The sequence below is a fragment of the Agathobaculum butyriciproducens genome, assembly GCA_003096535.1.
Lineage (GTDB): Bacteria > Bacillota > Clostridia > Oscillospirales > Butyricicoccaceae > Agathobaculum > Agathobaculum butyriciproducens.
The window spans coordinates 24,145-47,523 of record QEKJ01000014.1; the positions used below are offsets into that span (position 1 = coordinate 24,145).

The following is a 23,379-nucleotide window of genomic DNA, read 5'->3' on the forward strand; positions in this document are numbered from 1 at the left end:
GTTTTTACCGCTGTAAAAGCATATTTTCACACGCTTGCAGTATCTCTTCCAGATCCGGTGTCAGCCGTTTGCGGCACTCCTGTTTCAGATTTTCCGGTACACCATAGAATGCTTCGGCGATGCTGCCGGTGATGGCGGTCAGCGTATCGCTGTCACCGCCGAGGGACACCGCCGTGCGGAGAGCATCCTCAAAATCTGTGCTTTCCAAAAATGCAGCAATGGCCTGCGGCACCGTCTTCTGACAGCTCTCCACATGATGATAGGTTGGGCGGATTTCGTCGCAGGTACGGCTGAGATCATAACCAAACTTGCATTCCACATACGCTTTGATTACCACCTTGCTGTGGCCGGTGCGGGCGAGGAAAATCGCCGCAGCGACCGCTTGTGCGCCCTTGATTCCCTCTGGATGATCATGGGTTACCTCGGCGGTGAGCTGCGCCAGATGCAGCGCCTCTTGTATACTCTCTGCCAGCCACGCCGCGGGAGAAACCCGCATGGCACTGCCGTTGCCATAGCTGCGGTACGGCTGCGGATTATCCTCATACAGCCATTGATTGAACCGCGCACCGTAGCCCTTGTCGGGATAAGCACGTCCCAGCCGCTGCATCTCCCGCACCAGCGCCGCTTTGATGGTGATATCATCCTGTCCGCGAGTATCCAGCAGGGCCCGTGCCACGGCCAGCGTCATTACCGTATCGTCGGTAAATTCGGATTGCTGGCTGAATAACGGAAAGTCCTTGCCTTTGTAGTTGTTGCAGTCAAACTCGTAGGGGCTGCCCACAATGTCGCCCAAAATCGCACCGTACATATTCATTATCTCCCACGTTTCTGCACATCTTCGTCGATGCGGCGCTTCCAGTCGGCGCCGAGAGGTCTTGCGGCGCGAACGCTGCAAACCGCTTCGCTGATGACCTCGTAGTTCAGGGCTGTACCGGCCTCGTCGCACTTGTAGTTCACTGCACGGTCAGCACCGATGCCAAAGCGTGCCGCTTCCTTCGCCGCGTCGATATTGGCACCCAGAAAGAGAAACTCCCAGCCGTACTTCTCCTTCTGCCGCTGAATCATGCGCCGCACCGTCTCATAGTCATAACGGCGGCTGGCGTTTTCGTAACCATCGGTGGTGATAATGAACATCGTCTTTTCCGGTACATCTTCGCGGCGGGCGTACTTGTGGATGTTGCCGATGTGGTGGATGGCTCCGCCCACGGCATCTAGCAGCGCCGTGCAGCCGAGGGTGAAATACTCCTTCTCGGTCATGGGCGGCACATCCTCCAGCGGCAGGCGGTCGTGGATGACCACGCTTTCGTTGTCAAAGAGTACGGTGGAGACCAGCGCCTCGCCCGCTTCCTTTTTCTGCTTGGCGATCATGGAGTTGAATCCACCGATCGTGTCTGTCTCCAGCCCCGACATGGAGCCGCTGCGGTCCAGGATAAAAACCAATTCTGTTGTATGCTTCATAAAAAAACCTCCTGTGATTTGTTATCTCTATGGTAGCAAATCACAGGAGAGCAGTGGTCGCTTTTCAAGCGACATTTTTATGCGCCGAGCAAGCTCTGATCAAAGGCGAACAGAGCCTCGTTGATTTCAAAGACGTTGTAGTTTCCATGCTCCACGAAATACTCCACGATAATGTCAAACTTGTTGGAATGGGAGAGCGCGAACCCCGCCTTCATGAGCATATCCTTCATTTCCGCAAGCGGCAGCTCAAGGGCAATGGCAAATGCAATGACTGTGGGCTTGGAAGGTTTGTAGGACTTGTCCGAACGGATCTTCGAGAAGAGCTTCCGATCAATATTTGCCTTCTTATAGCACTGTGCGTCCGTCATGTCGCGCTCATCAATCTTCCGCAGAAGCATCTCTGAAAAGCTCTCGTCGATCTGTCCCAGTGCATCATCAAGGGTTGCCGCCTTTTTAGGGGCAACTGCCGCAGAGAAGGAAGGTGTGAGCTGTTCGATTGCAATTTCATGAACGGATGCCTCGCAAGGCATCGGCTCTTCCATCCGGAAGGTGTTCATTCTGCGCAGACGCTCGGAACGACTATCGGTATGTTCGTCCACATAGCGGTCATCTATGTACGCTGCAATATCAGCAAACAACTTGCCGCTGATCTGATAGGCTTTACGGTCAAAAATGACAATGTATACTGTCATTTCGTTTTCAAGAAGGAAACTGCTGATGGTGTCAATTGCAACCTTGAGAGCCTGATCCTTCGGATAGCCGAAAATGCCGGAGGAGATCAAGGGGAATGCAACCGATTCGCAGCCGTATTCCTTCGCCAGCATGAGCGAAGTCTGATAGCAGGAGATCAACAGTTCACGTTCACCATGCTGTCCATCGTACCAGCGCGGACCGACAGCGTGGATAATATATTTGCAGGGCAGCTTGTAGCCCTTTGTGATTTTTGCGTCCCCGGCTTCGCAGCCGCGGAGCGTTTCACATTCTGCCAGCAGCTCCGGTCCTGCAGCACGATGAATGCAGCCGTCCACACCGCCGCCACCAAGCAGCGACTCGTTGGCAGCGTTGACGATGGCGTCAACCTTCATTTTCGTAATGTCGTTTCTCACAACTTGGAGCGGCATAATTTTCACATCCTCTTGATTTCCGTTTGAATCTATTGTAGTAAAACCGGTTTTACTACAGGCACAATAACATTGCTTCCATGTTACAAAATCATTGCGGGTATCCTACTGATTTAAGTATAGTTCTTCTGTTTATTATCAGTTTACGCTAAAAGATAAATAAAATCAAACGTTATGCTGATTGTTTTATTTTCTTCCTTTATTCAGGGTGCTCCTTCTAAAGCAATCCCAACGGAGTATGACTTTGTGGTCAGAGTGGTAGAAAGTGAGTTCTATTCGCGATAGGGTAAAACTAAAACAGATACAATAAAAATAAGAAATTATTTTAATCAGTGAGGACAGAAATTGAAGTGCACCCCATCTGTTAGATAGTATATCATACTGTCTAACAAATAGGGTGCAGTTCATTTTGCTGGACTTTTTCGACAGGCTGAAAGGAGAAACTGCGATTGCAGTTTCTCCTTTTTATGTCGGCGGCAGAGAAAATGATAACTTTTACAATATACTTGCACATGCTCACCCGGACAGCTCCCGAATCTCCTCCTGAATGAGTTTTCCGGCAGCGGTGGCAAGCTGGTCCATCCGCTGGATACGGACCAGATCCTGTCCATAGATCATCCGTGCGTCGGGGGCGCTGGTGTTCTCGCCCATAAAGACGGCAGCGACCCGGACGCCCTGCTGCCGCAAAGCACGGACCTCCTCAGCAGTGTCCTGCACGCCTGCTTCGCTATCGTAGCTGCGGCTGAGCGGCACCTTGCCGGTGGGGAGAATTTTGCGGCTGTCATCCGGGCTGGCATCGGTCAGCAGGATCAGCAGATGCCGATCCGCCGGAGCGGTATCCAGCAGCTTTCCTGCCATGCGCAGCGCCAGTCCGTCCCGATTCCAGCCGGCAGCAAAGTAATTGAAAATTTTTCTTTCCGCGTTTTTCTCACTGAAATCCTTGAGAATCCGCACGACAGTATAACCGCGCAGACTGCAGAAGCTGCTGACGCGGACCGGAATTCCGCAGGTAGCCAGACTGCGGGCCAGAATGTAGCCTTGCGCTGCGATAGTCTCCTGACAGTGCAGGCGTGAGGCCGAACCGTCCAGCAGTAAATCCACCGTAAAGCCGGGATTGTTTTCCTCCTCGCTGCGGAGAAATACCTTTCCGTCCTTCAGTACCGGAAGCCGCCAGATGCGCTGACTATCGACATGTCCCTGTCGGGCGGAAACGGCATCCGGCTGCTGCTGCACCTGCATGCAGTTGCGGATGTGCTCGGTCAGCCGCAGGATGGAGCTTTGATACAGGTCATTGTTTTTGAGGAAATCTGCACGGTTCCGTTCGGCCTGTTCGGCCGCCTGCTCGAAAAGATGCTGCACATCGGCACGCATGGTTTTGCCTTGCACCGTTTCACCGCGGGTAAACCAGAGGTGACAGCCGAGATGGTTTCCGGTGCAGAGCCGCTGTTCAATCAGCGCCAGCTCCCGCGGGGGATACAGACTGCGGCCGAAACAGCCTTCCACATAATCCCGGTCCTCGTTTTCGCGGTCGCCGGATTCCAGCTGCGCGCGCAGTGCATTGGACGCCCGCACCATGCCGTTTTCTCCGGCCGCCGCAGAGCGGTCAATGGCCAGATCGTCGGTGCGGACCATTTCGGTCGTGAACAGCTTGGTCAGCAGCGGTACCCATCGCTCCCCGAAATGGAGGGTGAACGGCTTTTTTGTATGGGCAGTACCGTCAAAGCGCAGATATTTCCGGAAGGCTGTCCGTACTGCCACTGTCAGTTCCTCACCGCTCAGCGCATGGTCACTGCCCGAGCGTCTGCGGTTTTCGTATTATCGGTGGTATCTGCTCAATCCCAAGCTGCTGATCTGCTTTTTCCCGTTCGCGGGACAGGAATCGGCGCATCACAAGATGATCATTGATATGCTGGTGCTGTGCGCGCGGCGCGGCATGGCGGTCTGGATCATCTCCTCCGGCATTGACGCTATCTGTGAAAAAACCGATAACGAAGAGTTTCTGCGCCGTCTGCGCTACATCAAGGAATGATGTGTGCAGGCGGCGTTTTTCTTATCCAATCTGCACGACAACCGACCTCCGACTTTGTGGGAATCCCACATTGTGACAATCTGCGGAAACCGATATAATAGAACTGTAAAAGCATAGGAAACAAAGCGGTATTCGATCAGCGTCAATACTCCTCCGGATGCCGCTTTCCGCAACAGTCGGAAAGGAGGGACTGTTATGACCGAACTGATGCTGAAGCTTGCCGCGTTCCTTGCGATGGTGATTGACCATGCGGCGGCGTGCCGTCTGGACAGGGTGTTTTTTCCGGCGTTTAGCAAGGTGTATGTGATTTCCAGAGCAATCGGACGCATGGCGTTTCCGATTTATACCTTCTGTCTGGTCGAAGGATTCCGCCACAGCCATGATCTCCGCCGATACGGCGGGCGTCTGCTGCTGCTCGGGGTCATCTCGCAGCTTCCGTATGCGTTTACGCTCAACCGTGGGTATCTCGAGCCCGCGTTCGGAGAGGTGTTTCCCGCCGATCCGAGTCGGGCGTTCCGAAACTTAAATATTCTGTTTACGCTGTTTATCGGGCTGGTTCTGCTGGTTTTCTTCCATAAAAAGCCGCTGGCGCGGGTGATTCAGTCCAAAGGGTTTGCGGTGTTCCTGCTCGCCTGCGGCGGCTTCGCGGTCTATACGGCGGAGCCGGAGTTTGACTCGCGTTTCCGTCGGCTGTGCACCGTGCTGCTCCTTGCCTCGGCAATCGCGGTCGCGCTGCTGCACGTTTGGCGAAAGCACCTTGCCCTGCGGGATTGGCTCGCGCGGTTTGCGGTGCTCGTGTTTGCTGTGCTGCTGTTTGAGCGGTATCCGCTTGCGCATCTCCGGTGCAACATCGATTACGGTGTATGGGGAATTTTGCTGATTTTGTGCCTGTCGTATGCCGAGAGCCGATGGAGCCGCGCGCTTGTTGTTTTACTCTGGGGTGCGCTGTTTTATTCCTCGCTCGGTATGCCGGATTGGGGTTCGATCCGCGGCACGGCGGCGGCAGCGCTCCTTCTGCTGCTGTACAACGGCGAGCGCAGCCGGAAACCGCACCCGAAGCTGAACAAAGCCTTTTATGCGGCGTATCCGCTGCACCTCGTGGTGATCTGGGCGATGGTGATTGCAGCGGAAGGTCCGCTGACGCAGCTCAAGCTGTTGAAGTATTATTTGTAAATCGCAAAAAACAGACCGACAGAGTGAATGTCGGTCTGTTTTTTGCAGGCTTTAAGCAGAAATTTTGTATTCTGATTTTGGCTTCGGTTCCTTGCGCGAGTTCCGTCCGCGCCTTATCAGTATGCAAAATTTATTCGCAAATCGCTCTTGTTCAATTATACGGTATTGCCTTTAAAATTTACCTTTTCTACATACGCCGGAAACCCGGCTGCAGCCTAATGCACAACCGGGTTTCTGGGCAGAATGTTTAGGATTCTTCGTTTCTTGCGGATTCAATATTCTGCAGAAGCTGTTTCTGCGTATCATCGAACAGCAGGCGCTTGTTATGCGCGAAATACGCATCGCACCCGAAGTTCTGGATAAACCACGAGGTAAACCAGTTCGCAGTCAGTTCGGTAGCGAACAGCACCAACTCCTGCGAGTCCGGAATGGCGGCATCGAGGAAGGCAAATGCGTTTGCCAGTTCGGCATCGGTCTTGTCTGCGGCGGCTGCGCGTGCGTCCACATCGGAGGAGAAAAGCGCCTTCAGACGGTCAAACTGCTGATCCTCGGGTACTTTTTCAAGCATGAGCGTCTGCCGGTAGGCATCCAGACGCTCCACCTCGCGGGAGGCGACATAGAGCGCGTCCTTGTCGGACGAGCCGCCGTTTCGCTTGTCTGCAAGCGCGGCACGTTTTTCATCCGGCAGGGAAGAGATGGCTTTTTCGCCTTCTCGGATGGCGAGCAGGTCGGCGTGAAGCGCATCGGTCAGCGCATCCAGACGGTACGCGTCACGGGCACCGTCCGCCAGCCTGCTCAGCAGCAGACCGAGTACGCCCAGCTTTTCGTCAAACGGCGCGTCCCGCAGTTCGGAAGCGCGAACCGGCTCCCAGGTGCCGGAAAGCAGCTCATCCACGCGGTAAACCTGCTTGTATTTGTTATAAAGCTGCAGATAATTCGCAAAATCACTTGCCACCTGCGGCAGCTGCAAATACTGCTCCACAACCTGACGATCAACCGGAATACCCAGCGACTCGTACACCTGCATCAGCTCGGACAAATCCTCCCAGCCGCGTGCGGTGACAAACTGCAGTCCGTCGGCGGTGGCCTCTATGCGGTAAAAATGCTCGCGCCGGATCTCAAGATAGGACAGGATGGCACCATGGATGCCGCGTCGGTACGCGTACTCCTTCCACACGCCAAAATCCTCTTCAATGTCGATTTTTTTAACGCGGTCGAGCGTTACCACGTCAAATTCCCGCACGGATTTGTTGTATTCCGGCGGATTTCCGGCCGCTACGACCACCCATCCAGCGGGCAGCTGCTGGTTGCCGAAGGTCTTGCACTGCAGAAACTGCAGCATCATCGGCGTGAGCGTCTCGGAAATGCAGTTGATCTCATCGAGGAACAGAATGCCTTCTTTTACGTCTGTGCGTTCCATTTCGCGGTACACCGAAGCGATAATCTCGCTCATCGTGTAGGCGGTGACTGTGCGTTCCTCGCCGCCGAGCATCACCTTGTCGATGAACGGCAGACCGAGCGCGGACTGGCGCGTGTGGTGCGTCAGCGTGTAGGAGACAAGGCCGACGCCGGTCTCCTCGGCAATCTGCTGCATGATCTGCGTTTTGCCGATGCCCGGAGGTCCCATCAGCAGGATTGGCCGCTGCCGAATCGGCGGAATGCGATACGCGCCGAATTCATCGGTCGCGAGATACGCCTTGAGTGCGTTTTTGATTTCGTTTTTTGCTCTCTTTATGTTCATGATAGTTCCTCGAATCACTCAAATTGATCCAGAAAATTATGTTTACCGTTCGCATCGCGCCAGCCGAGCAGCTTGGCGGTATCGACGTTCTTGACCGCGTTGAAGATATTCGCTTCGATCTGCGGGTTGTTTGCCGCGAGAGACGCGATCAGCTGCTTGATTTCCGCGCGTTTGGTGTCGCTTTCCAGCTTTTTTGCCGGACAGTCGCACGGCAGAAAGGTCAGACCGCAATATTCCGCCCAGTCGAGGACACCCTGCTCGCGCGTGAAATACAGCGGACGGATCAGCTCCATGCCCTCGTAATTCTTGGCCTTGACGCGCGGCAGCATGGCCTGCACCTGACCGCCGTAGATCAGTCCCATCAGCACGGTGCCGATGGCATCATCATAGTGATGACCGAGCGCGATCTTGTTGCAGCCGCGCTTGCGTGCTTCGGTGTACAGATAGCCGCGGCGCATCTTTGCGCACAGGAAGCACGGATGCTCGGCAGAATGCACCCCTGCCACGCGCAGCACATCGGTATCGAAAATTTCGAGCGGAATGTCCAGCCGTTTCGCGTTTTCCTCGAGGTGCTTGCGGCCCTCCGGCGCATAACCCGGGTCCATTGCAAGGAACACGAGGTCAAAATCCACCGTGTGCTGCAAATCCTGCAGCAGCAGTGCCAGCAGCATGGAATCCTTGCCGCCGGAGATGCAGACCGCAACCTTATCGCTCGGTTTTACCAGTCCATATGCTTTTACCGCGTCCACGAACGGCTTGCGCAGTGTACGCACAAATTCGCTTTGCAGCGTTCTTTTTATCTCTTTTGCAGTCATTTTGCGCCCTTCTTATGCTGAAAATGATAGGTGATACGGGCAAGAATGCTGTCCGGCGCGAAATGCCGCGCCAGTGTCATGGCCTTCATGGCTGCACCCGGAACGACAACTGCCTTGCCTGCAAACAGGCCGTCAACAGCTTCGCGCGCCACACGCTCTGCCGACAGACCGGAGAGCGAAAACCGCACGCCTGCGACCTTGTTGAACTCGGTGTCCACCGGTCCCGGACAGAGGGCGCACACACGCACCGGAGAGCCGGCGCGGCGCAGCTCCTCGCGCAAGGCTTCTGTCAGGCGCAGAACATAGTTTTTGGTGGCGTAATAGGTCGCCATCAGCGGTCCCGGCAAAAATCCCGCCGAGGATGACACGTTGAGAATGTAGCCGCGTCCGCGCTGCACAAAATCCCGCACAGCCAGCTTGGTGAGAATGTGTACGGCACGCACGTTGGTGTCGATCATGCGCAGTTCCTCATCCAGATCGGCGGTGACAAACTCGCCGAACAGGCCGAAACCCGCGTTGTTGATCACGACCTCCAGTTCCTCGCTCTGTACGGCCTCGTACAGCAGACGGCATTCCTGCTCGTCCGACACGTCCGCCGCGATGATGCGGCACGGTACCGGCAGCTCTGCCGCCAGTTCGCGCAGGCGTTCCTCTCTGCGGGCGCACAGGATCAGCTCGTAGCCGCGTGCCGCCAGCAGGCGCGCCATTTCGCGTCCCAGTCCAGAGGACGCACCCGTGATGAGTGCTTTCATGCAAATTCCCTCCGTTTTGCTCTGATATTCATATACTATATAGTATCATGATGCGTTGTCCGCGTCAATTCATGCCGTTCGTCACATTCTGTACAAATTTGCGGCCGGTTACGGGTTTACCCCGATTTCGCTTTTCAATAAGATGGGAGAATGGTATAATAATGATGAAGTATGACAGCTTATTTTTACAATGGATAATTTTTCGCCAGAAGCCGAAGATAGGAGGGGCGAATATGAAAAATAAAGAAGCAGACACCGAATTGGAATCCAGACTGCTGGAAATTCTGGTGCACCCGTGCCGTATTGAGGACATCCGGCGCGAGCTGCCGAATGCAGGCAAAAACAATCTCAAAAACGCGCTGGATGCGCTCGTTGCGGACGGCAGGGTGATGAAAAACAAGAAAAACCGCTTTGCGGTCTCCGCGCACTACGGCTGTGCGGCCGGAACCTATCTGGCTACCGAGCGGGCATTCGCGTTTGTCGCGCCGGATTATCCGGAGGGCGAAGCCAAGCCGGATGATCTGTTCATCCCGCCGAATGCGTCCGGCGGTGCGTGGCACGGCGACCGCGTGCTCGTCAAGGTGAGTGAGCGCAAGAACAACCGCGGCCGCAAGGAAGCAACCGTTATCCGCGTGCTGGGACGCGCCGGCAAGGAGCTGACCGGCGAACTCGTGCAGCGCGGCAAGGCATTTTTCGTGCAGCCGACCTCGAAAAAGTATCCGGAGATTGCGGTGGACAAGCATGACCTCGGCGAAGCCGCCGTCGGTGACTGCGTGGCTGTTTCGATCTCGCACTACGGCGATGAGCAGTTTATGCCGCAGGGCGTTGTTCGCGTGGATTTGGGCGAAAGCGGTACGATGGAGGCCGCTATCGCGGCTGTTCTGCACGAAAACGGCGTGTATGACGTATTTCCGAACGAGGTGCTCGAGCAGGCACTTGCCATTCCGCAGGAGGTCGATATGGGCACCGCCGGCAAGCGGCTTGACCTGCGTGACAAGCTGATCTTTACCATCGACGGCGATGACGCGAAGGACTTTGACGACGCGGTATCGCTCGAAAAGCTGGAAAACGGACATTATCTGCTCGGCGTCCACATCGCGGACGTGAGCCATTACGTTACGCCGGATTCGCCGCTTGACGCCGAGGCGTTCCGCCGCGGCACGTCGGTTTATTTCCCGGGACACGTTGTGCCGATGCTGCCGTTCGCGCTGTCCAACGGCATCTGCTCGCTCAACCCGAAGGTGGACCGTCTGGCGTTCTCCGCGCTGATGGAGGTCGATAAGGACGGCCGCCGGTATGGTGCGAAATTTGCCAAGTCGGTCATCTGCTCCAAGGCCCGCATGACCTACAACAAGGTCAACAAAATTCTCGCGGGGGACAAGGGGCTGCGCGAGGAATACGCTTTTCTGGTCGAGACTGCCGAGACGATGAACAATCTGGCGCACGCGCTGTACAAGCGCCGCATTGAGCGCGGCGCACTCGAGCTGGACATTCCGGAGGCGGAAATCCGCGTGGACGAGAACGGCAAGCCGGTTGAAATCCGGTTCCGTGAACGCGGCGAGAGTGAAAAGCTGATTGAGGAATTCATGCTGCAGGCCAACGAAGCGGTTGCCGAGTATATGTGCAAGCGCGAGCTGCCGACCGTCTACCGTGTGCACGAGAATCCCGATCCGGACAAGCTGCGCGTGTTTGCGTCGTTTGCGCGTCCGTTCGGCTACCGCATCGACCCGTCCAAGCCGGAGGATACGGCGCAGTTCCAGACCGTGCTGCGCGGCGCAAAGAACGACCCGAAGCAGCGCGTGCTGCCGACGCTTCTGCTGCGCTCGCTGGCGCGTGCCCGCTACGCGGATGAGTGTATTGGCCATTACGGTCTGAAGGCGAAGTTCTACCTGCACTTTACCTCGCCAATCCGCCGTTATCCCGATCTGGTGGCGCACCGCATGCTGCAGAAGGCGCTGCTCGGCGAAGAATTTACCGCGGCAGACGAAACGATGTGCGAGGAAGCCGCAGACCAGTCCACAAACCGCGAACAGGCTGCCGACAACTGCGAACGCGACATCGACAAGCTGTATATCGCGTCCTACATGCAGCAGTTTATCGGTGAGGAATTTGACGCGGAGGTTTCCGGCGTGCAGTCGTTCGGCGTGTTCGTTGCGCTGGAAAACGGTTGTGAGGGTCTGATTCGTGCAGAGCTGATGACCGGCGACTTCTACCAGTACGACGAGGAGCACATGGCGATGGTTGGCCGCCACACCGGCAAGCGGTTTACGATCGGCACGCCGATGCGTGTCAAGCTGCTTGCCGCAAGCGACACCACCGGTCAGATCGACTTTGCACCGGCTGACGGCTCGCTTCCGGTTTCGGAAAAGCTGGATCGTCCGCGCCGTGAGGACACCGACCGTGCTCCGAGAGGCAATCGCGCGGAGCGCCGCCGTCACAGCGGCAAGGGACGCGGCGGCAAGCCCGGCAAGGGCAAAAAGCCGCCCACGCGCAAGAGAAGATAAGGCAATACCGCATAATTTCCGCAAAGCACCGCAGTCTTAATTGTGCGGTGTTGCCATAAGTATAGGAGAGAATCTTTTATGTCCAATAAAGTAACCGTTGCTGCGATTCAGATGACCTACGGTCTGGAAGAAGCCTGCGAAAAGGTCCGCGAAGCGGCATCTCAGGGGGCGCAGATCATTCTGCTGCCCGAACTGTTTGAAAACTGGTATTTCTGTCAGGAAAAAAGCTACGAGAACTACCATTTAGCGACAACACTCGAGGAAAATCCGGCGGTCCGCGAGATGCAGACCATTGCCCGTGATTTCAAGGTCGTCATTCCGGTCAGCTACTACGAGCGGGTCGGCGAGACCACGTTCAACACGGTGGCTGTCATTGACGCGGACGGCACGATCATGGGTCAGTATCGCAAGACCCACATTCCGGATGACCATTTTTATCAGGAAAAGTTCTATTTTACGCCCGGAAATACCGGCTTCAAGGTCTGGGATACGGCTTATGCGAAAATCGGCGTCGGTATCTGCTGGGACCAGTGGTTCCCGGAGTCCGCGCGCTGCATGGCGCTGCAGGGCGCGGAACTGCTGTTCTACCCGACCGCCATCGGTTCCGAGCCGATTCTCGACTGCGATTCCATGCCGCACTGGCGGCGCTGCATGCAGGGTCACGCGGCGGCGAACATTATGCCGCTGATCGCGGCAAACCGCATCGGCACCGAAACCGTCAAGCCGACCGAGGATAACCAGCACCAGTCGTCCTCGCTGACGTTCTACGGCTCGTCCTTCATCGCGGATGAAACCGGCGCGCTTGTCGAGCAGGCTGACCGCGAAAACGCAGGCGTGCTGACGCATACGTTCGATCTGGATGAAATTCGTGAGATGCGCCGTTCGTGGGGTGTCTACCGTGACCGGAGACCGGAAATGTATGGTGCAATGCGCGGCTACGGTTTATAAAATGGAAAATTCCATTCACAAAAAACGCAGACTGAGAATATTCTCAGTCTGCGTTTTCTATATCATAGATATTATTTTGCGAGTTCCGCCAGAAATTCATCCATGTTGGTGTCTTCCGTCATGGTAATGCGGTGCATGCTGTACAGCGTCTGCGGCAAACCCTGTACGATCGCATTCACGCCCGGCTGGGTGGTGAACGTCAGCTCGATGCCCTGGCTGCGCAGCGCATCCATCGTCAGTGTGCCGTACGCGCCTTCCGGATAAGACAGCGCGTTGACCTTCTCGCCGGTGATCGGCTCGATAGCCTGCTGGCTCTGCTGGATATCAGCCTTGACAGCGGCTTCGTAGTCCGCATCGCTTTCGCCGGGCAGCTGCGCGAGTGTTTCCCGAACACGGTCGTTTCCGTCCTCAAACGGCGGCCACTGGTGCATGTCATAGGTGTGACTCTGGATGGAAATCAGGCCGGAATCCACCATTTCCTGCATTTCAGCCGCGCCGAAGTGCGGTGTCATGGCGTGGTCGGTGTCCTTGTAGGTATCCTTGCCGATGGAAACGCCGATGGCGAAAATGGTCGCCTTCATGTTGTATTCCCCCAGCACCGGGAACGCGTCCTCGTAGTTGCTCAGATAGCCGTCGTCAAACGTGAGGACGATAGGCTTTTCGGGCAGCGGCGTACCGTTGTAGACGTAATCGCGCAGCTGCTCAAGCGAAATCGTGTTGCAGCCGGCATCGGAAAGTGCCTGAATCTGCTTGCGGAACGTCTCCGGCGAAATGGTAGCTGAGCCGCTCACATCCTCGGTCAGCTGGTGCCACGTCAGCACCGGAACCTGAACGGCGGTGTCGTCGTCCGTGCGCGGTGCAGGACGCTGCGTGAAATAGTCATGCGGCGTGTCAGCCGTTACATAAGTGCCGAAATCCGACGGAATCGCGGTGATGGCAGGCGTAAAGTCGGGATACTCCTTCTCGGCAATGCGGGCTGCCATCATCTCGCCGATGTTGTTGCGGAAGTGCGTGCTGTCGTAGAAGAAGCGCGGCTCACTGCTGACAGACGAGGACGAAAAATCCCAGTAATCGGTCACTTTGGCAAGAGATTCGTAGAAATTCGTGATATCCTCGTCGTAAAAGTTCTTGTAATAGTCGGTGTACACCGGAGCGGTCAGCACAATGAGATTAACGCCGTTTTCCTCGCAAACCTTGCGGATTGCAGCCACCGACTGCATGCAGGCTTCGGTCTTGTACAGGTGCAGCGGCTCGTGATTGGGATAATTGGTGAATACCGGATAGGCGTTCAGATAATCCGCGGTAGAGCCGATCGGCTCCACATCACGCACGCGCTTGTCATACGCGCCGGTTTGCTCGTCGAATACGTCGAACGACTGCGGCATGAGAGTGTCTTTCTTCTTGTTCACCAGCTTCTGATAGCCATACCGCGGGTCCGCGAGGAGAAACCGCGAGTAATACGACAGCGCGGACATATCCGGATCGGTTTTGTAGTGCAGGCTGTGGGTCAGCTTGTTGGACTCATCATCGTAGGTCAGGCCATTGTCCAGATACACATTCAGCACCAGATTTTTGACTGTGTAGTTGTCAATCAGGTAGTTTGCGATCTTTTCGCAGTCCTTCATATCCGCACCGTACATGATGAGGTTGTAGAACTTCGCGTTCAGCATCTCGTTAAACGATTCGGTCGGCAGCGAGCTGGTGGACGAGCAGCCGAGGAAATACGAGTCGTACTCGTCATGGTGCTGCTCGAGATAGGAGATTTTCGCCGCACGCGGGTTGTTGGTCTCGTCATACGAAAACCACTGCATAAACCGGTCGCCGAACGCGCCGAACGGGTCGGTGACGTAGTTGAATCCGGCCAGCAGTGCGGCCAGGATCAGCACGATAACGGGCAGAGAAAGCACCCATTTTTTTGCGTTCATGCTCTGCCTCCTTAAAATTGCTTGTAGATGAACTCGGACGAGATGTATCCGGCACGGAAAATGCCGAACAGCAGCAGGACCACGAGCGAAACGGTCAGCACGGTCAGCTGCATGAGCGCCGGGCGCTCGTTGAGCCACGCCTGCACATCCGTGCCGCGTTCCTCAAAGAACTCCACGCCGTGGACGATGAGAATGCCGACAAAAATGATGATAAAGTCGGAAATACCCAGTCCAAGCGTCGGCACAACCGACGTAAACTCACTGAAATGCGGGTGCAGCACGGTCGTTCCGAGCAGCGTGAATACAGTCTTGAGACGCGGTGCGCGGGTGAAATAACGGCCGATAAACACCAGTCCGAACGTGCGGACGGTCATAAAAATACGCCAGCCGGTCGATTTGTCGTTGATGTGCAGCTTTTCCTTCCACGACAGGAAGCGGCGCTCCATCAGCAGGGAAGCGGTAATGAGGATACCGTTCCACAGGCCGAACGCAATGTAGCGGAAGTTGGCGCCGTGCCAGATGCCGATGATCAAATACACGATAAACGTAGCGGTCGAGGTGGCACAGATCTTGCCCATCATGCCCTTGAAATGCTTGCGCGCCCACTTGCCGAGCTTGCCGAACGGCTTGGAAAACGCCAGAGGATAGAACACATAGTCGCGCATCCACGCACCGAGTGTGATGTGCCAGCGGCGCCAGTAGTCGGTGAGCGAGGTGGAAAACAGCGGTTGGCGGAAGTTGAGCGTCATATCGATGCCGAACATGCGCGCGACGCCGCGTGTGATGTCGATGCCGCCGGAAAAATCGCAGTACAGCTGAATGCAGTAAAACAGAATACCGAGCGCAATGACAGCACCGCCGTAGGGACAGTTCTCCATGATGACGTTGTTTACCAGAACAGCCGCGCGGTCGGCGATGACGATTTTTTTGAAGTAACCCCAGAGCGCCAGCTGAATGCCGATCTGCAGGTCGTCCCAGCACAGCTTGCGCTCTGCGGTAAGCTGCGGCGCCAGCTGATCGAAACGGCTGATCGGTCCCTGCACCATCTGCGGGAAGAACGATACGAACAGACTGTAGCGCAGCGGATTGCGCTCGGGCGCATATTTGCCGCGGTACACGTCAATGACATAGCTCATGGACTGGAAAATGAAAAACGACAGACCGAGCGGCACGACAAAATCCCATCGGGGAATGTGATTGCCGAGCGCGGACGGCAGCAGCTCGAGCGTGAAATTCCAGTATTTCATCGCGTAGAGCAAGCCAAAACAGCAGACCGCGCAAATTATCGCGATCTGCTTCTTTTTGTGCTGTATTTGGGCCTTTTGCGCCTTGTCGGCAGGCTTGATGGCGTTATAGCGTCCGAGAATAAGTCCGGTTACCCAGGTCATTCCGGCTACCAGAACCACCCACGCAAACGCCTTGACCGAGCCGGCCATGTAAAACGCCGCACTCGCCAGCAGCAGGATGCACCACTGTGCCTTTTTCGGTACAATATAGTAAAGCAGCACGCTCGCAATGGTGAGTACGATAAACGAAGCAGAAGTAAAAGCCATTAGTCCTGTGCGTTCTCGATCAGTTCAACGATGGCGTCAACCGAGTTGAAGTTCTCCGGCGTCAGGTCGTTGACACCCAGCTGAACGTCAAACTCCTCCATCAGCTCGGAAATAACGGCTACGATGTCGAGGGAATCGATGATGCCGTCGTCGATGATGGCAGTTTCGTTCTCAAAGTCGTTGCCCGGGCAGATCTCATTCAGAATTTCGATAATTTTTTCTCTCATGGTCGATTTCTCCTTTAATTATATTGCAGCACGGCGGAAGTCCATCCGTCGGGCCGGTAGCCGTGTTGTTCGTAAAAATGCTCGGCCGGAGCATTGCCGGTCCGTGCCCATACCTGACTTTTTGCGCCGTCTGTCACACGCAGGTAGGCGGTGAGCAGTTCGCCTGCCAGTCCGCGTCCGCGGCAGTCCGCACGCACGGCAAGATGCCGAATCTCGGTAGAGGCGCGGGAAACCGCAAAATGCAGCACACCGGAAACACCTTTTTCGTCCCGGGTGATAACGGTATGGCCGTTTGCGAGGTTTTCGCGCAGATTGTCTGCAGTCGGCAGACAGCCGGTGAGAGCGGAGAAGTGCTCACTTAAAAAGTGGGAAACGTCCTCGAAATCCTCCGGCTTTGCCGGAACTGCGGTTGTTTCCGCCGGAAATGCTTCCGGTTTGCGGGTGCGCCGCGTGCGGCGCAGCACCTGACGAAAACCGAGGGCACAGAACTGCTCGGCGGCATTAGCCATGACCTCCGCGTCTTTCGCGCGGCAGGACAGCTCGGTCACAACCGGCCTGTCCGTCTCCGGCAGGGAAAGCACCGCGCCCGGATGCAGGTAGAACGTCATCACAAGGTGGTCGCCGCGTTCGCGGAACAGCAGCAGAGCGCCGTCTGCCTCGTGGATGTACAGTCCGTTTTCGATTTCGCGTGTGTAGTCCTCACCGCGCAGAAAGTTGTTGGTGATGACACCTTTCTTGAGCTGTGCGTTCAGCAGATCGGAAATCTGTGCGAAATTCTCAATCTTCCGCATGGATAAATTGCTCCTTCAGCTTGACGCGGTCGATCTTGCCGTTGGCGTTCATCGGCAGTGCGTCCAGCTTTTCGTAGATGTTGGGCAGCATGTACTTGGGCACCAGCCTGCGCATGGCACGCGCGAGTGCCGCGGCATCCGGTTCGCCCTCGTAGATGCAGACAATGCGGTCGCGGTTGCGGTCGAACAGGCAGGCTGCTGCGGCGATGCCGTCCACGCTGTGCAGCGCGGTTTCGATTTCGCCAAGCTCGATGCGGTAGCCCATGTGCTTGATCTGGCCGTCCTGCCGCGACAGGAAATACAGCAGACCGTCGTCCTTCTTGACGGCAATATCGCCCGTGCGGTACAGAATATCGCGGAAATACGGGTTTGCCGGGTTCTGGATAAAGCATTCGTTCGTCTTTTCCCAGTTGCCGAAGTAGCCGCTGGCCAGTCCGCTGCCGCGCACGCAGATTTCACCGGCCTCGCCGTCCGGAACGGGCTTGCCGTCCTTGTCGAGCAGTATAATCTGCATATTGCGGCAGGCTTTGCCAATCGGAATGGCTTCATCGTCGCGGTAGTCGCGGGTGAGATGGAATGCGGCACAGTCCACGGTGGTCTCGGTCGGTCCGTACATGTTGACAACCTCAAGACCCGGAATCGCGGCCTTCCACGCGTTCACATAGCGCGCCTGCAGCGCCTCACCGCCGAGAGCGGCTTTGCGCAGCGTGGGCGGCGCGCACTTGCTCAGTGCACCCGAACTTGCCACAAAGTGGAACGCGCTGGTCGCCCAGTTGATGGCGGTCACGCCGACACGCTCCATCTCCTTGAGCAGCAGCATCGGGAAGGTAAACAGCTTTTTCGAGAAAATATGGCAGGTTGCACCGAGCGAAAGGGTCTGGTACAGATCCTTGCACGAAAGATCAAAGTAAAACGGCGCCTGATTGCCGAAAATATCATGCTCGGTGTAGCCGCAGAACTCGCTCATCCAGTCGGTGAAGTCGATGACCGCACGGTGCGGAATGACGATTCCCTTCGGCGCACCGGTCGAACCCGAGGTGAACAGCAGGTAAACCGGGTCAATATCCAGTACGCTCTCACGGATGGACTGCAGCAGGTCTGCGTCAGCTGGTGCGGCAAAGCCCTCGTCCATCGAGATGAGCGGGGCACAGTCGGCAAGCGGCTCGGCCTGCTTGCGGTTGCCCTCGGCGTAGACGATGGCAACAGGATGGACCTGCTCGAAAATACGGCGGATACGCGCTTCCGGCATGTGGTCGTCGATCGGAACGTAGCAGCCGCCCGCATACAGCACGCCCTGCATCGCGGCAACGCTTTCGGCCGTGCGGCCGATCAAAACCGCGACCGGCTTGTGCAGCGTATCGACGGTCTTGGCAAGGTGCGTGCCCAGACCCTGTGCGGCCTTCAGCAGCTCGCCGAAGGTGAACACGCGGTTCTCATCGCAGAACGCAGGCTTGTCCGCGTGCATTCGGGCAGAGGATTCCAAATATTCGAGTACATTTTTTCTCATAGACATACTTCCTCATTATGATAGTCTATTTTATCATAGAGGGCGGAAAAAGTAAACGGAAAACGGCGGTCACGCCGGAGAATCCATCCAGCGTGCGGTTTCATCCATAATATCGTGCAGAATAAAAATATCGTGCAAGGTATCGCCGGTTTCCATTGAGTGGTTGGCGTTTTCGGTCAGATAGAGCGGAATGCCGATCTTCCGGCAGCCGTTCGTGATCATCTCGGTGTTCGCCCACGGATCGGCGGTGCCGTGAAAGGCGATGCCGGTCGGGTCGAGATAGGGCAGGGCCTGTTCAATCGGCGTGTAGTATACCTGCCGCGGATGAATGTTGTGCTGAACAGCATACCGTGCGGCAATCGCAGTGCCGATGCTCTTCGAGAGGAAGAAAACACGGTCGTAAGCGGTCCAGTCGATGGCGGTAAGCTGTTCCTCTGCGGCAGAAAGCGCGATCTGCACAGCTTGTTCGATTTTTTCGGGGTGACCTCTCAAACCGGTCGGCAGAGCGGGATACTGCACCGCGAGCAGGTCGCAGCCGCGTGCGCGTGCAAGTTTGGCGCTGTAATACAGCAGCGGTTTGTCGATATGGTAGCCGATGCCGGGGAACAGCACGGCAAGCTGGTTGCTCATAGGTAAGGCTCCTTTTGGGGAAATACAGGGTTACTCCGCCAGCTCCCGCACGGCGGCAATCGCGGTATCGACCTCGTTTTCCGTGTTGAAATACGAAAAGCTGAAGCGCACCGCGCCCTGCTGCACGGTGCCGAGCGCCTCGTGCATGCGCGGCGCACAGTGTGCACCGGCGCGTGTGGCGATGTCGTAATCGGCAAACAGCGCGTCCGCGACTTCGGCGGAGTCATAGTCGCGGATGTTAAGCGCGACAACAGCCGCACGTTCCGACCGGGAGAAATCGCCGTAGACGGTCACGCCGTCAAGGTCCTTCACACCGTCGTAAAACCGCCGCATGAGTGCACGTTCGTGTGCTCCGATGGCCTGCACGGTCTGTTTTTCGATAAATTTCAGCGCGGCATGCAGTCCGGCGATGCCGTGCGTATTGAGCGTGCCCGCCTCGAGCCGTGCAGGATACGCCTGCGGCTGTTCGCGGTCGTAGGAGTGAATGCCGGTGCCGCCGCGGAGCAGCGGCCGAAGCTCTACGCCCGGCCGGATGCACAGACCGCCGGTTCCCTGCGGACCCATCAGGCCCTTGTGGCCGGTGAAGCAGAGCACGTCAATGTTCATGCGCTGCATGTCGATCGGTACCGCACCTGCCGTCTGCGATGCATCTGCGACCAGAAGCGCACCGTGTGCGTGCGCCATTGCACCGATTTTGGCGATATCGAGCAGGTTTCCGGTCAGATTGGATGCATGCGTGCAGACAACGGCCTTGGTTTCCGGTCGAAAGAGCGTTTCCATATCCTCATAGCGGATATTGCCCTGACGGTCTGCCGGTACAAAATCCACCGATACGCCGCGCGTCTGCAGATCATACAGCGGACGGAGCACGGAATTGTGCTCCAGATCGGTCGAAATGACGTGATCGCCGGACGAAAACAGACCGTAAATTGCAATATTCAGCGCCTCGGTGGAGTTTGCGGTGAACACAACATGGTCCGCACGCGGACAGTCGAACAGCTTCGCCAGCCGACTCCGCGTCTCGAACACCATGCGCGACGCGGAAAGCGACACACCATGTGCGCCGCGCGATGCATTTCCTGCGGTAAGGATGGCGTTTTTGACCGCCTCCGCGACTTCAGGCGGCTTGTGCAGCGTGGTCGCTGCGTTATCCAGATAAATCATGATTTCCTCCGTCAGTCGAACAGTTCGACGAGAGCATGTGTCTCGAATCCGATGCCGGTTTCACGCAGAGCGTCGAGGAGCGCCTGTTCCTCGCTTGTTTCGGTCTTCCATGCCAGTCCGCAGCCTGCGCTCATCTGAGAGGGAATCGGGATCATGCGTCCAGGCAGACCGCGCTGCGTGAACATGGCTTCTGCCGCGAGCGCCTGCTCGGTGGACGCGAACGCGATGACCGCAAACGGCCGTTTGCGCCGCATCACGGGCGCAGAATGAGGTCGGCCTGCATCTGCTTCTCGGTGATGACGTACATGTTGGTCACGTCACCGACTGCCAGCTTGTCGGTCAGGCCGTAGTGGTTGAGACAGGTACCGCAGGTTAGAATCTCCACACCGAGCGATGCCAGGTTTTTCAGATCCTCGAGCGATGCCGAGTCTTCGCAGGTCAGGCGTGCGCCGCCGTTGTAGAACAGAATCGCGCTCGGCAGGTGCTCCTGCTGGGTGAGCGCAAAAATAAAGCCTTTCATCAGAATACGACCCAGTTCCTCATCGCCCTCGCCCATATGGTCGGCGGAAATGACAACGACTGTCTTTTTCTGCGCCGCCGGTACCGTGCAGGCAATCTGTTCATCGGCTTCTGCCTTGCCGATGGAATTTTCAGTCGTGATTGTCACGCAGAACTCCTTGTCCGAGCGCTTTTCGGTCGTGATCGAGCAGCCTTTGCTCTCCGCAAGGCGGGTCAGATTCTGCACCGCAATTTCATTATCTACCAGCGTCTGCACCGTGCCCGCACCGTTTAAATCCTGCAGCGCATGCAGCGTTTTGATGACCGGAATCGGACATGCGTCACCGATCGCATTCACTTGTACCATAATAAAGTTCCTCCTTTAGGGGATGTTCTGTGGATAGTATAGCACAATAGAGCACGGAAGACCATAATTTATCCACAGGCTTGCGGAATACTGGGTAGAGAGGATGGTTTTTCTTGACGGTGTTCTCTTAAAAAGGGTAAAATTACAGTATGATGATCAATAACCCATTTACGGACAAAAGTCCGGCAGAAATTCAGTCCTGCTTTGCGGACAGGAATACCGAAAAGGACCTGGCAGACGCATATGCAGTTAGCAGCAATATGTTCTGGTGGACTGCAGATAATATAGACGATTATGATGAGGACACCCCGGAATACCGGACTGCCTGTGCGGTTACGGATGACTGGGCTGCGCTAATGGATGTGTATCAAAGCAGAATTTTTGCTATACTGATAAAAGAGGGAATCCGCATCCCTGAAACCGCCCAAATCCATGTGCTGCGGCCATTTATGGAGCAGAACGGCTATATCTGCCATTCCGGCTGGTGGTATCCGGAAAACGAGTAACGCAGAAAGGGGGCATAACCATGCAATCCCGCACCTATCTTGCCATCGACCTGAAATCCTTTTATGCCTCCGTGGAGTGCCGGGAGCGTGACCTCGATCCGCTCGACACGCACCTTGTTGTCGCGGACGAGACCCGCACGGACAAGACCATCTGTCTGGCAGTCACGCCGTCGCTGAAAAGCTACGGCATTTCCGGCCGCGGACGGCTGTTTGAGGTGCGTCAGCGCGTTAAGCAGGTCAATGCCGAGCGGCAGCGCCGTGCGCCCGGGCATACATTCATCGGCGCGTCTTACTCTGCTGCGGAACTGCGGGAAAACCCGTCTCTTGCGATGGATTTCATCATCGCACCACCGCATATGGCGCATTATATGGCGTACAGCAGCCGGATTTATGCCATTTACATGAAATATGTCGCGCCGGAGGACATGGTTGTGTACTCCATTGACGAGGTGTTCATGGACGTGACCGGCTACCTTGAGACCTACGGCCTGACCGCGCGTGAGCTGGCGCGGAAAATCATTCTCGATGTGCTGAACACCACCGGCATCACGGCCACGGCGGGCATCGGCACCAACCTGTTTCTGTGCAAGGTGGCGATGGATATTGTCGCCAAGCACGTTCCCGCCGACCGCGACGGCGTGCGTATCGCCGAACTGGACGAGCGCAGATTCCGGCACGAGCTGTGGTCATATCAGCCGCTCACCGATTTCTGGCGCGTGGGACGAGGCACCGCGAAAAAACTCGAGCAGTACGGCATGTGCACCATGGGCGATATCGCGCTGTGCTCGGAGAAAAACGAGGATCTGCTGTATAAGCTGTTCGGTAAAAATGCGGAGCTGCTCATCGACCATGCGTGGGGATGGGAGCCGTGCACGGTCGCGGATATCAAAGCCTACAAGCCGAGCACCAACAGCATCAGCACCGGGCAGGTGCTCGCGTGTCCGTATACAGCGGACAAGGCACGTCTGGTTGTCCGCGAAATGGCGGATCAGCTGGTACTCGATCTGGTGAGCAAGGGCCTGGTCACCGACCGGCTTGTGCTGACCGTCGGGTACGATATTGATAACCTGAACGATCCGGCACGGCGGATTAACTACCACGGCAGGACCGAGACCGATCGCTACGGGCGCACGCTGCCCAAATCTGCACACGGTACGCAGAGCCTCGGAGGACTGACCTCGTCTACACAAAAGCTCATGGACGCAGCGACCGTGCTGTTCGACCGCATTATCGACCCGAATCTGCTCATCCGGCGCATGTATCTGGTGGCAAATCACGTCATTCCGGAATCTGACGCGCCCCAGCCGGCTCGGTGTGAGCAGCTTGACCTGTTCACCGACTATGCCGCTGAGCAGGAACGCAGGAGGGCAGAGCAGGCCGCACTCGAGCGGGAGCGAAAGCTGCAGCAGGCGGCGCTCGCCATCAAGAGCAAATACGGCAAAAACGCACTGCTCAAGGGCATGAACCTCGAGAAAGGCGCGACTGCCATCGAGCGAAACGGAAAAATCGGCGGGCATAACGCATAATCGGAAAAACATGCTAAGGCAACACCGCACAATTAAAGCTGCGGCTCCTTGTGCAGGCTCCGGTCGCACTGCCGCGGCGCTTTGCGGAAATTTTATGTCCTGACTTTGTTGCGATTTCACGGTAATACATCAAGTATTACCGCA

At 56.4% G+C, this 23,379-nt stretch carries 22 protein-coding genes; 6 read left to right on the forward strand and 16 right to left on the reverse strand.

The features are described 5' to 3' along the window. Positions 1-4: 4 nt before the first annotated feature. The 4 genes from C7386_RS09890 to C7386_RS09905 form a co-directional block, all read right to left on the reverse strand. Entirely contained in the window at positions 5-808 is an 804-nt protein-coding gene (locus C7386_RS09890; RefSeq protein WP_116705425.1) for an ADP-ribosylglycohydrolase family protein, read from the reverse strand. A 5-nt stretch (positions 809-813) separates the two neighbouring features. Continuing rightward, positions 814-1,458: a vWA domain-containing protein gene (locus tag C7386_RS09895; protein ID WP_110435801.1), complete on the reverse strand. Its 645-nt coding sequence runs from the start codon at positions 1,456-1,458 to the stop codon at positions 814-816. A 77-nt stretch (positions 1,459-1,535) separates the two neighbouring features. Next, complete coding sequence (locus tag C7386_RS09900) at positions 1,536-2,579, reverse strand: O-acetyl-ADP-ribose deacetylase (protein WP_116705426.1); 1,044 nt, start codon at positions 2,577-2,579, stop codon at positions 1,536-1,538. Positions 2,580-3,095: 516 nt separating this feature from the next. After that, a complete protein-coding gene (locus C7386_RS09905; RefSeq protein ID WP_116705427.1) occupies positions 3,096-4,337 on the reverse strand; it encodes a vWA domain-containing protein in 1,242 nt (413 codons plus the stop codon). Positions 4,338-4,473: 136 nt separating this feature from the next. Between C7386_RS09905 and C7386_RS13810 the strand changes: the two genes are divergently transcribed. Both C7386_RS13810 and C7386_RS09910 read left to right on the forward strand, forming a co-directional pair. Beyond that, positions 4,474-4,608 carry a hypothetical protein gene (locus tag C7386_RS13810; RefSeq protein ID WP_270576750.1) on the forward strand — a complete coding sequence of 45 codons (135 nt, stop codon included), beginning with the start codon at positions 4,474-4,476 and terminating at the stop codon, positions 4,606-4,608. A gap of 195 nt (positions 4,609-4,803) precedes the next feature. Then, positions 4,804-5,781: a TraX family protein gene (locus C7386_RS09910; protein WP_116705428.1), complete on the forward strand. Its 978-nt coding sequence runs from the start codon at positions 4,804-4,806 to the stop codon at positions 5,779-5,781. A 247-nt stretch (positions 5,782-6,028) separates the two neighbouring features. Here the strand turns inward: C7386_RS09910 and C7386_RS09915 are convergent, their stop codons facing one another. From C7386_RS09915 to C7386_RS09925, 3 genes are read right to left on the reverse strand one after another with little or no spacing between them, the layout of a single operon-like run. After that, complete coding sequence (locus tag C7386_RS09915; RefSeq protein WP_116705429.1) at positions 6,029-7,522, reverse strand: AAA family ATPase; 1,494 nt, start codon at positions 7,520-7,522, stop codon at positions 6,029-6,031. Between the two features lie 14 nt (positions 7,523-7,536). Beyond that, a complete protein-coding gene (locus C7386_RS09920) occupies positions 7,537-8,337 on the reverse strand; it encodes a tRNA lysidine(34) synthetase (protein WP_116705430.1) in 801 nt (266 codons plus the stop codon). After that, positions 8,334-9,089: an SDR family NAD(P)-dependent oxidoreductase gene (locus C7386_RS09925; RefSeq protein WP_110435809.1), complete on the reverse strand. Its 756-nt coding sequence runs from the start codon at positions 9,087-9,089 to the stop codon at positions 8,334-8,336. Before C7386_RS09925 ends, C7386_RS09920 begins: the two co-directional genes overlap by 4 nt. Positions 9,090-9,322: 233 nt before the next feature. Here C7386_RS09925 and rnr point away from each other — a divergent pair, with 233 nt between their 5' ends. Beyond that, complete coding sequence (rnr, locus tag C7386_RS09930) at positions 9,323-11,593, forward strand: ribonuclease R (RefSeq protein ID WP_165815528.1); 2,271 nt, start codon at positions 9,323-9,325, stop codon at positions 11,591-11,593. 78 nt (positions 11,594-11,671) lie between these two features. After that, a complete protein-coding gene (gene aguB / locus C7386_RS09935) occupies positions 11,672-12,541 on the forward strand; it encodes an N-carbamoylputrescine amidase (RefSeq protein WP_110435811.1) in 870 nt (289 codons plus the stop codon). Positions 12,542-12,612: 71 nt separating this feature from the next. Here aguB and C7386_RS09940 read toward each other — a convergent pair whose 3' ends face one another. The 9 genes from C7386_RS09940 to yedF form a co-directional block, all read right to left on the reverse strand. Then, the gene (locus C7386_RS09940; RefSeq protein WP_110435812.1) at positions 12,613-14,466 is read right to left on the reverse strand and encodes a polysaccharide deacetylase family protein; all 1,854 of its coding nucleotides are present in this window, start codon (positions 14,464-14,466) and stop codon (positions 12,613-12,615) included. 11 nt (positions 14,467-14,477) lie between these two features. Then, a complete protein-coding gene (locus C7386_RS09945; RefSeq protein WP_116705432.1) occupies positions 14,478-16,019 on the reverse strand; it encodes an MBOAT family O-acyltransferase in 1,542 nt (513 codons plus the stop codon). Continuing rightward, the gene (locus tag C7386_RS09950) at positions 16,019-16,246 is read right to left on the reverse strand and encodes an acyl carrier protein (RefSeq protein WP_110435814.1); all 228 of its coding nucleotides are present in this window, start codon (positions 16,244-16,246) and stop codon (positions 16,019-16,021) included. The genes C7386_RS09945 and C7386_RS09950 overlap by 1 nt, the downstream gene beginning before the upstream one ends. A gap of 14 nt (positions 16,247-16,260) precedes the next feature. Next, positions 16,261-17,037 (reverse strand): GNAT family N-acetyltransferase, encoded by a 777-nt coding sequence (locus C7386_RS09955; RefSeq protein WP_116705433.1) that lies wholly within the window; start codon positions 17,035-17,037, stop codon positions 16,261-16,263. Beyond that, positions 17,024-18,544 (reverse strand): amino acid adenylation domain-containing protein, encoded by a 1,521-nt coding sequence (locus C7386_RS09960; RefSeq protein WP_165815529.1) that lies wholly within the window; start codon positions 18,542-18,544, stop codon positions 17,024-17,026. The genes C7386_RS09955 and C7386_RS09960 overlap by 14 nt, the downstream gene beginning before the upstream one ends. Positions 18,545-18,613: 69 nt before the next feature. Next, positions 18,614-19,174 carry an alpha/beta fold hydrolase gene (locus C7386_RS09965; RefSeq protein ID WP_116705435.1) on the reverse strand — a complete coding sequence of 187 codons (561 nt, stop codon included), beginning with the start codon at positions 19,172-19,174 and terminating at the stop codon, positions 18,614-18,616. 30 nt (positions 19,175-19,204) lie between these two features. Then, entirely contained in the window at positions 19,205-20,338 is a 1,134-nt protein-coding gene (locus C7386_RS09970) for an aminotransferase class V-fold PLP-dependent enzyme (protein ID WP_116705436.1), read from the reverse strand. Positions 20,339-20,349: 11 nt separating this feature from the next. Continuing rightward, positions 20,350-20,592, reverse strand: coding sequence for a putative Se/S carrier protein (locus C7386_RS09975; RefSeq protein ID WP_116705437.1), 243 nt, complete (start codon positions 20,590-20,592; stop codon positions 20,350-20,352). Further along, the gene (gene yedF / locus C7386_RS09980; RefSeq protein WP_116705438.1) at positions 20,592-21,203 is read right to left on the reverse strand and encodes a sulfurtransferase-like selenium metabolism protein YedF; all 612 of its coding nucleotides are present in this window, start codon (positions 21,201-21,203) and stop codon (positions 20,592-20,594) included. The genes C7386_RS09975 and yedF overlap by 1 nt, the downstream gene beginning before the upstream one ends. Before the next feature lie 149 nt (positions 21,204-21,352). Between yedF and C7386_RS09985 the strand changes: the two genes are divergently transcribed. Both C7386_RS09985 and C7386_RS09990 read left to right on the forward strand, forming a co-directional pair. Beyond that, complete coding sequence (locus C7386_RS09985) at positions 21,353-21,709, forward strand: hypothetical protein (protein WP_110435821.1); 357 nt, start codon at positions 21,353-21,355, stop codon at positions 21,707-21,709. A 20-nt stretch (positions 21,710-21,729) separates the two neighbouring features. Next, on the forward strand, positions 21,730-23,235 hold the full coding sequence (locus tag C7386_RS09990) for a Y-family DNA polymerase (protein WP_110435822.1): 1,506 nt from the start codon (positions 21,730-21,732) through the stop codon (positions 23,233-23,235). The last annotated feature ends 144 nt before the right edge of the window (positions 23,236-23,379 follow it).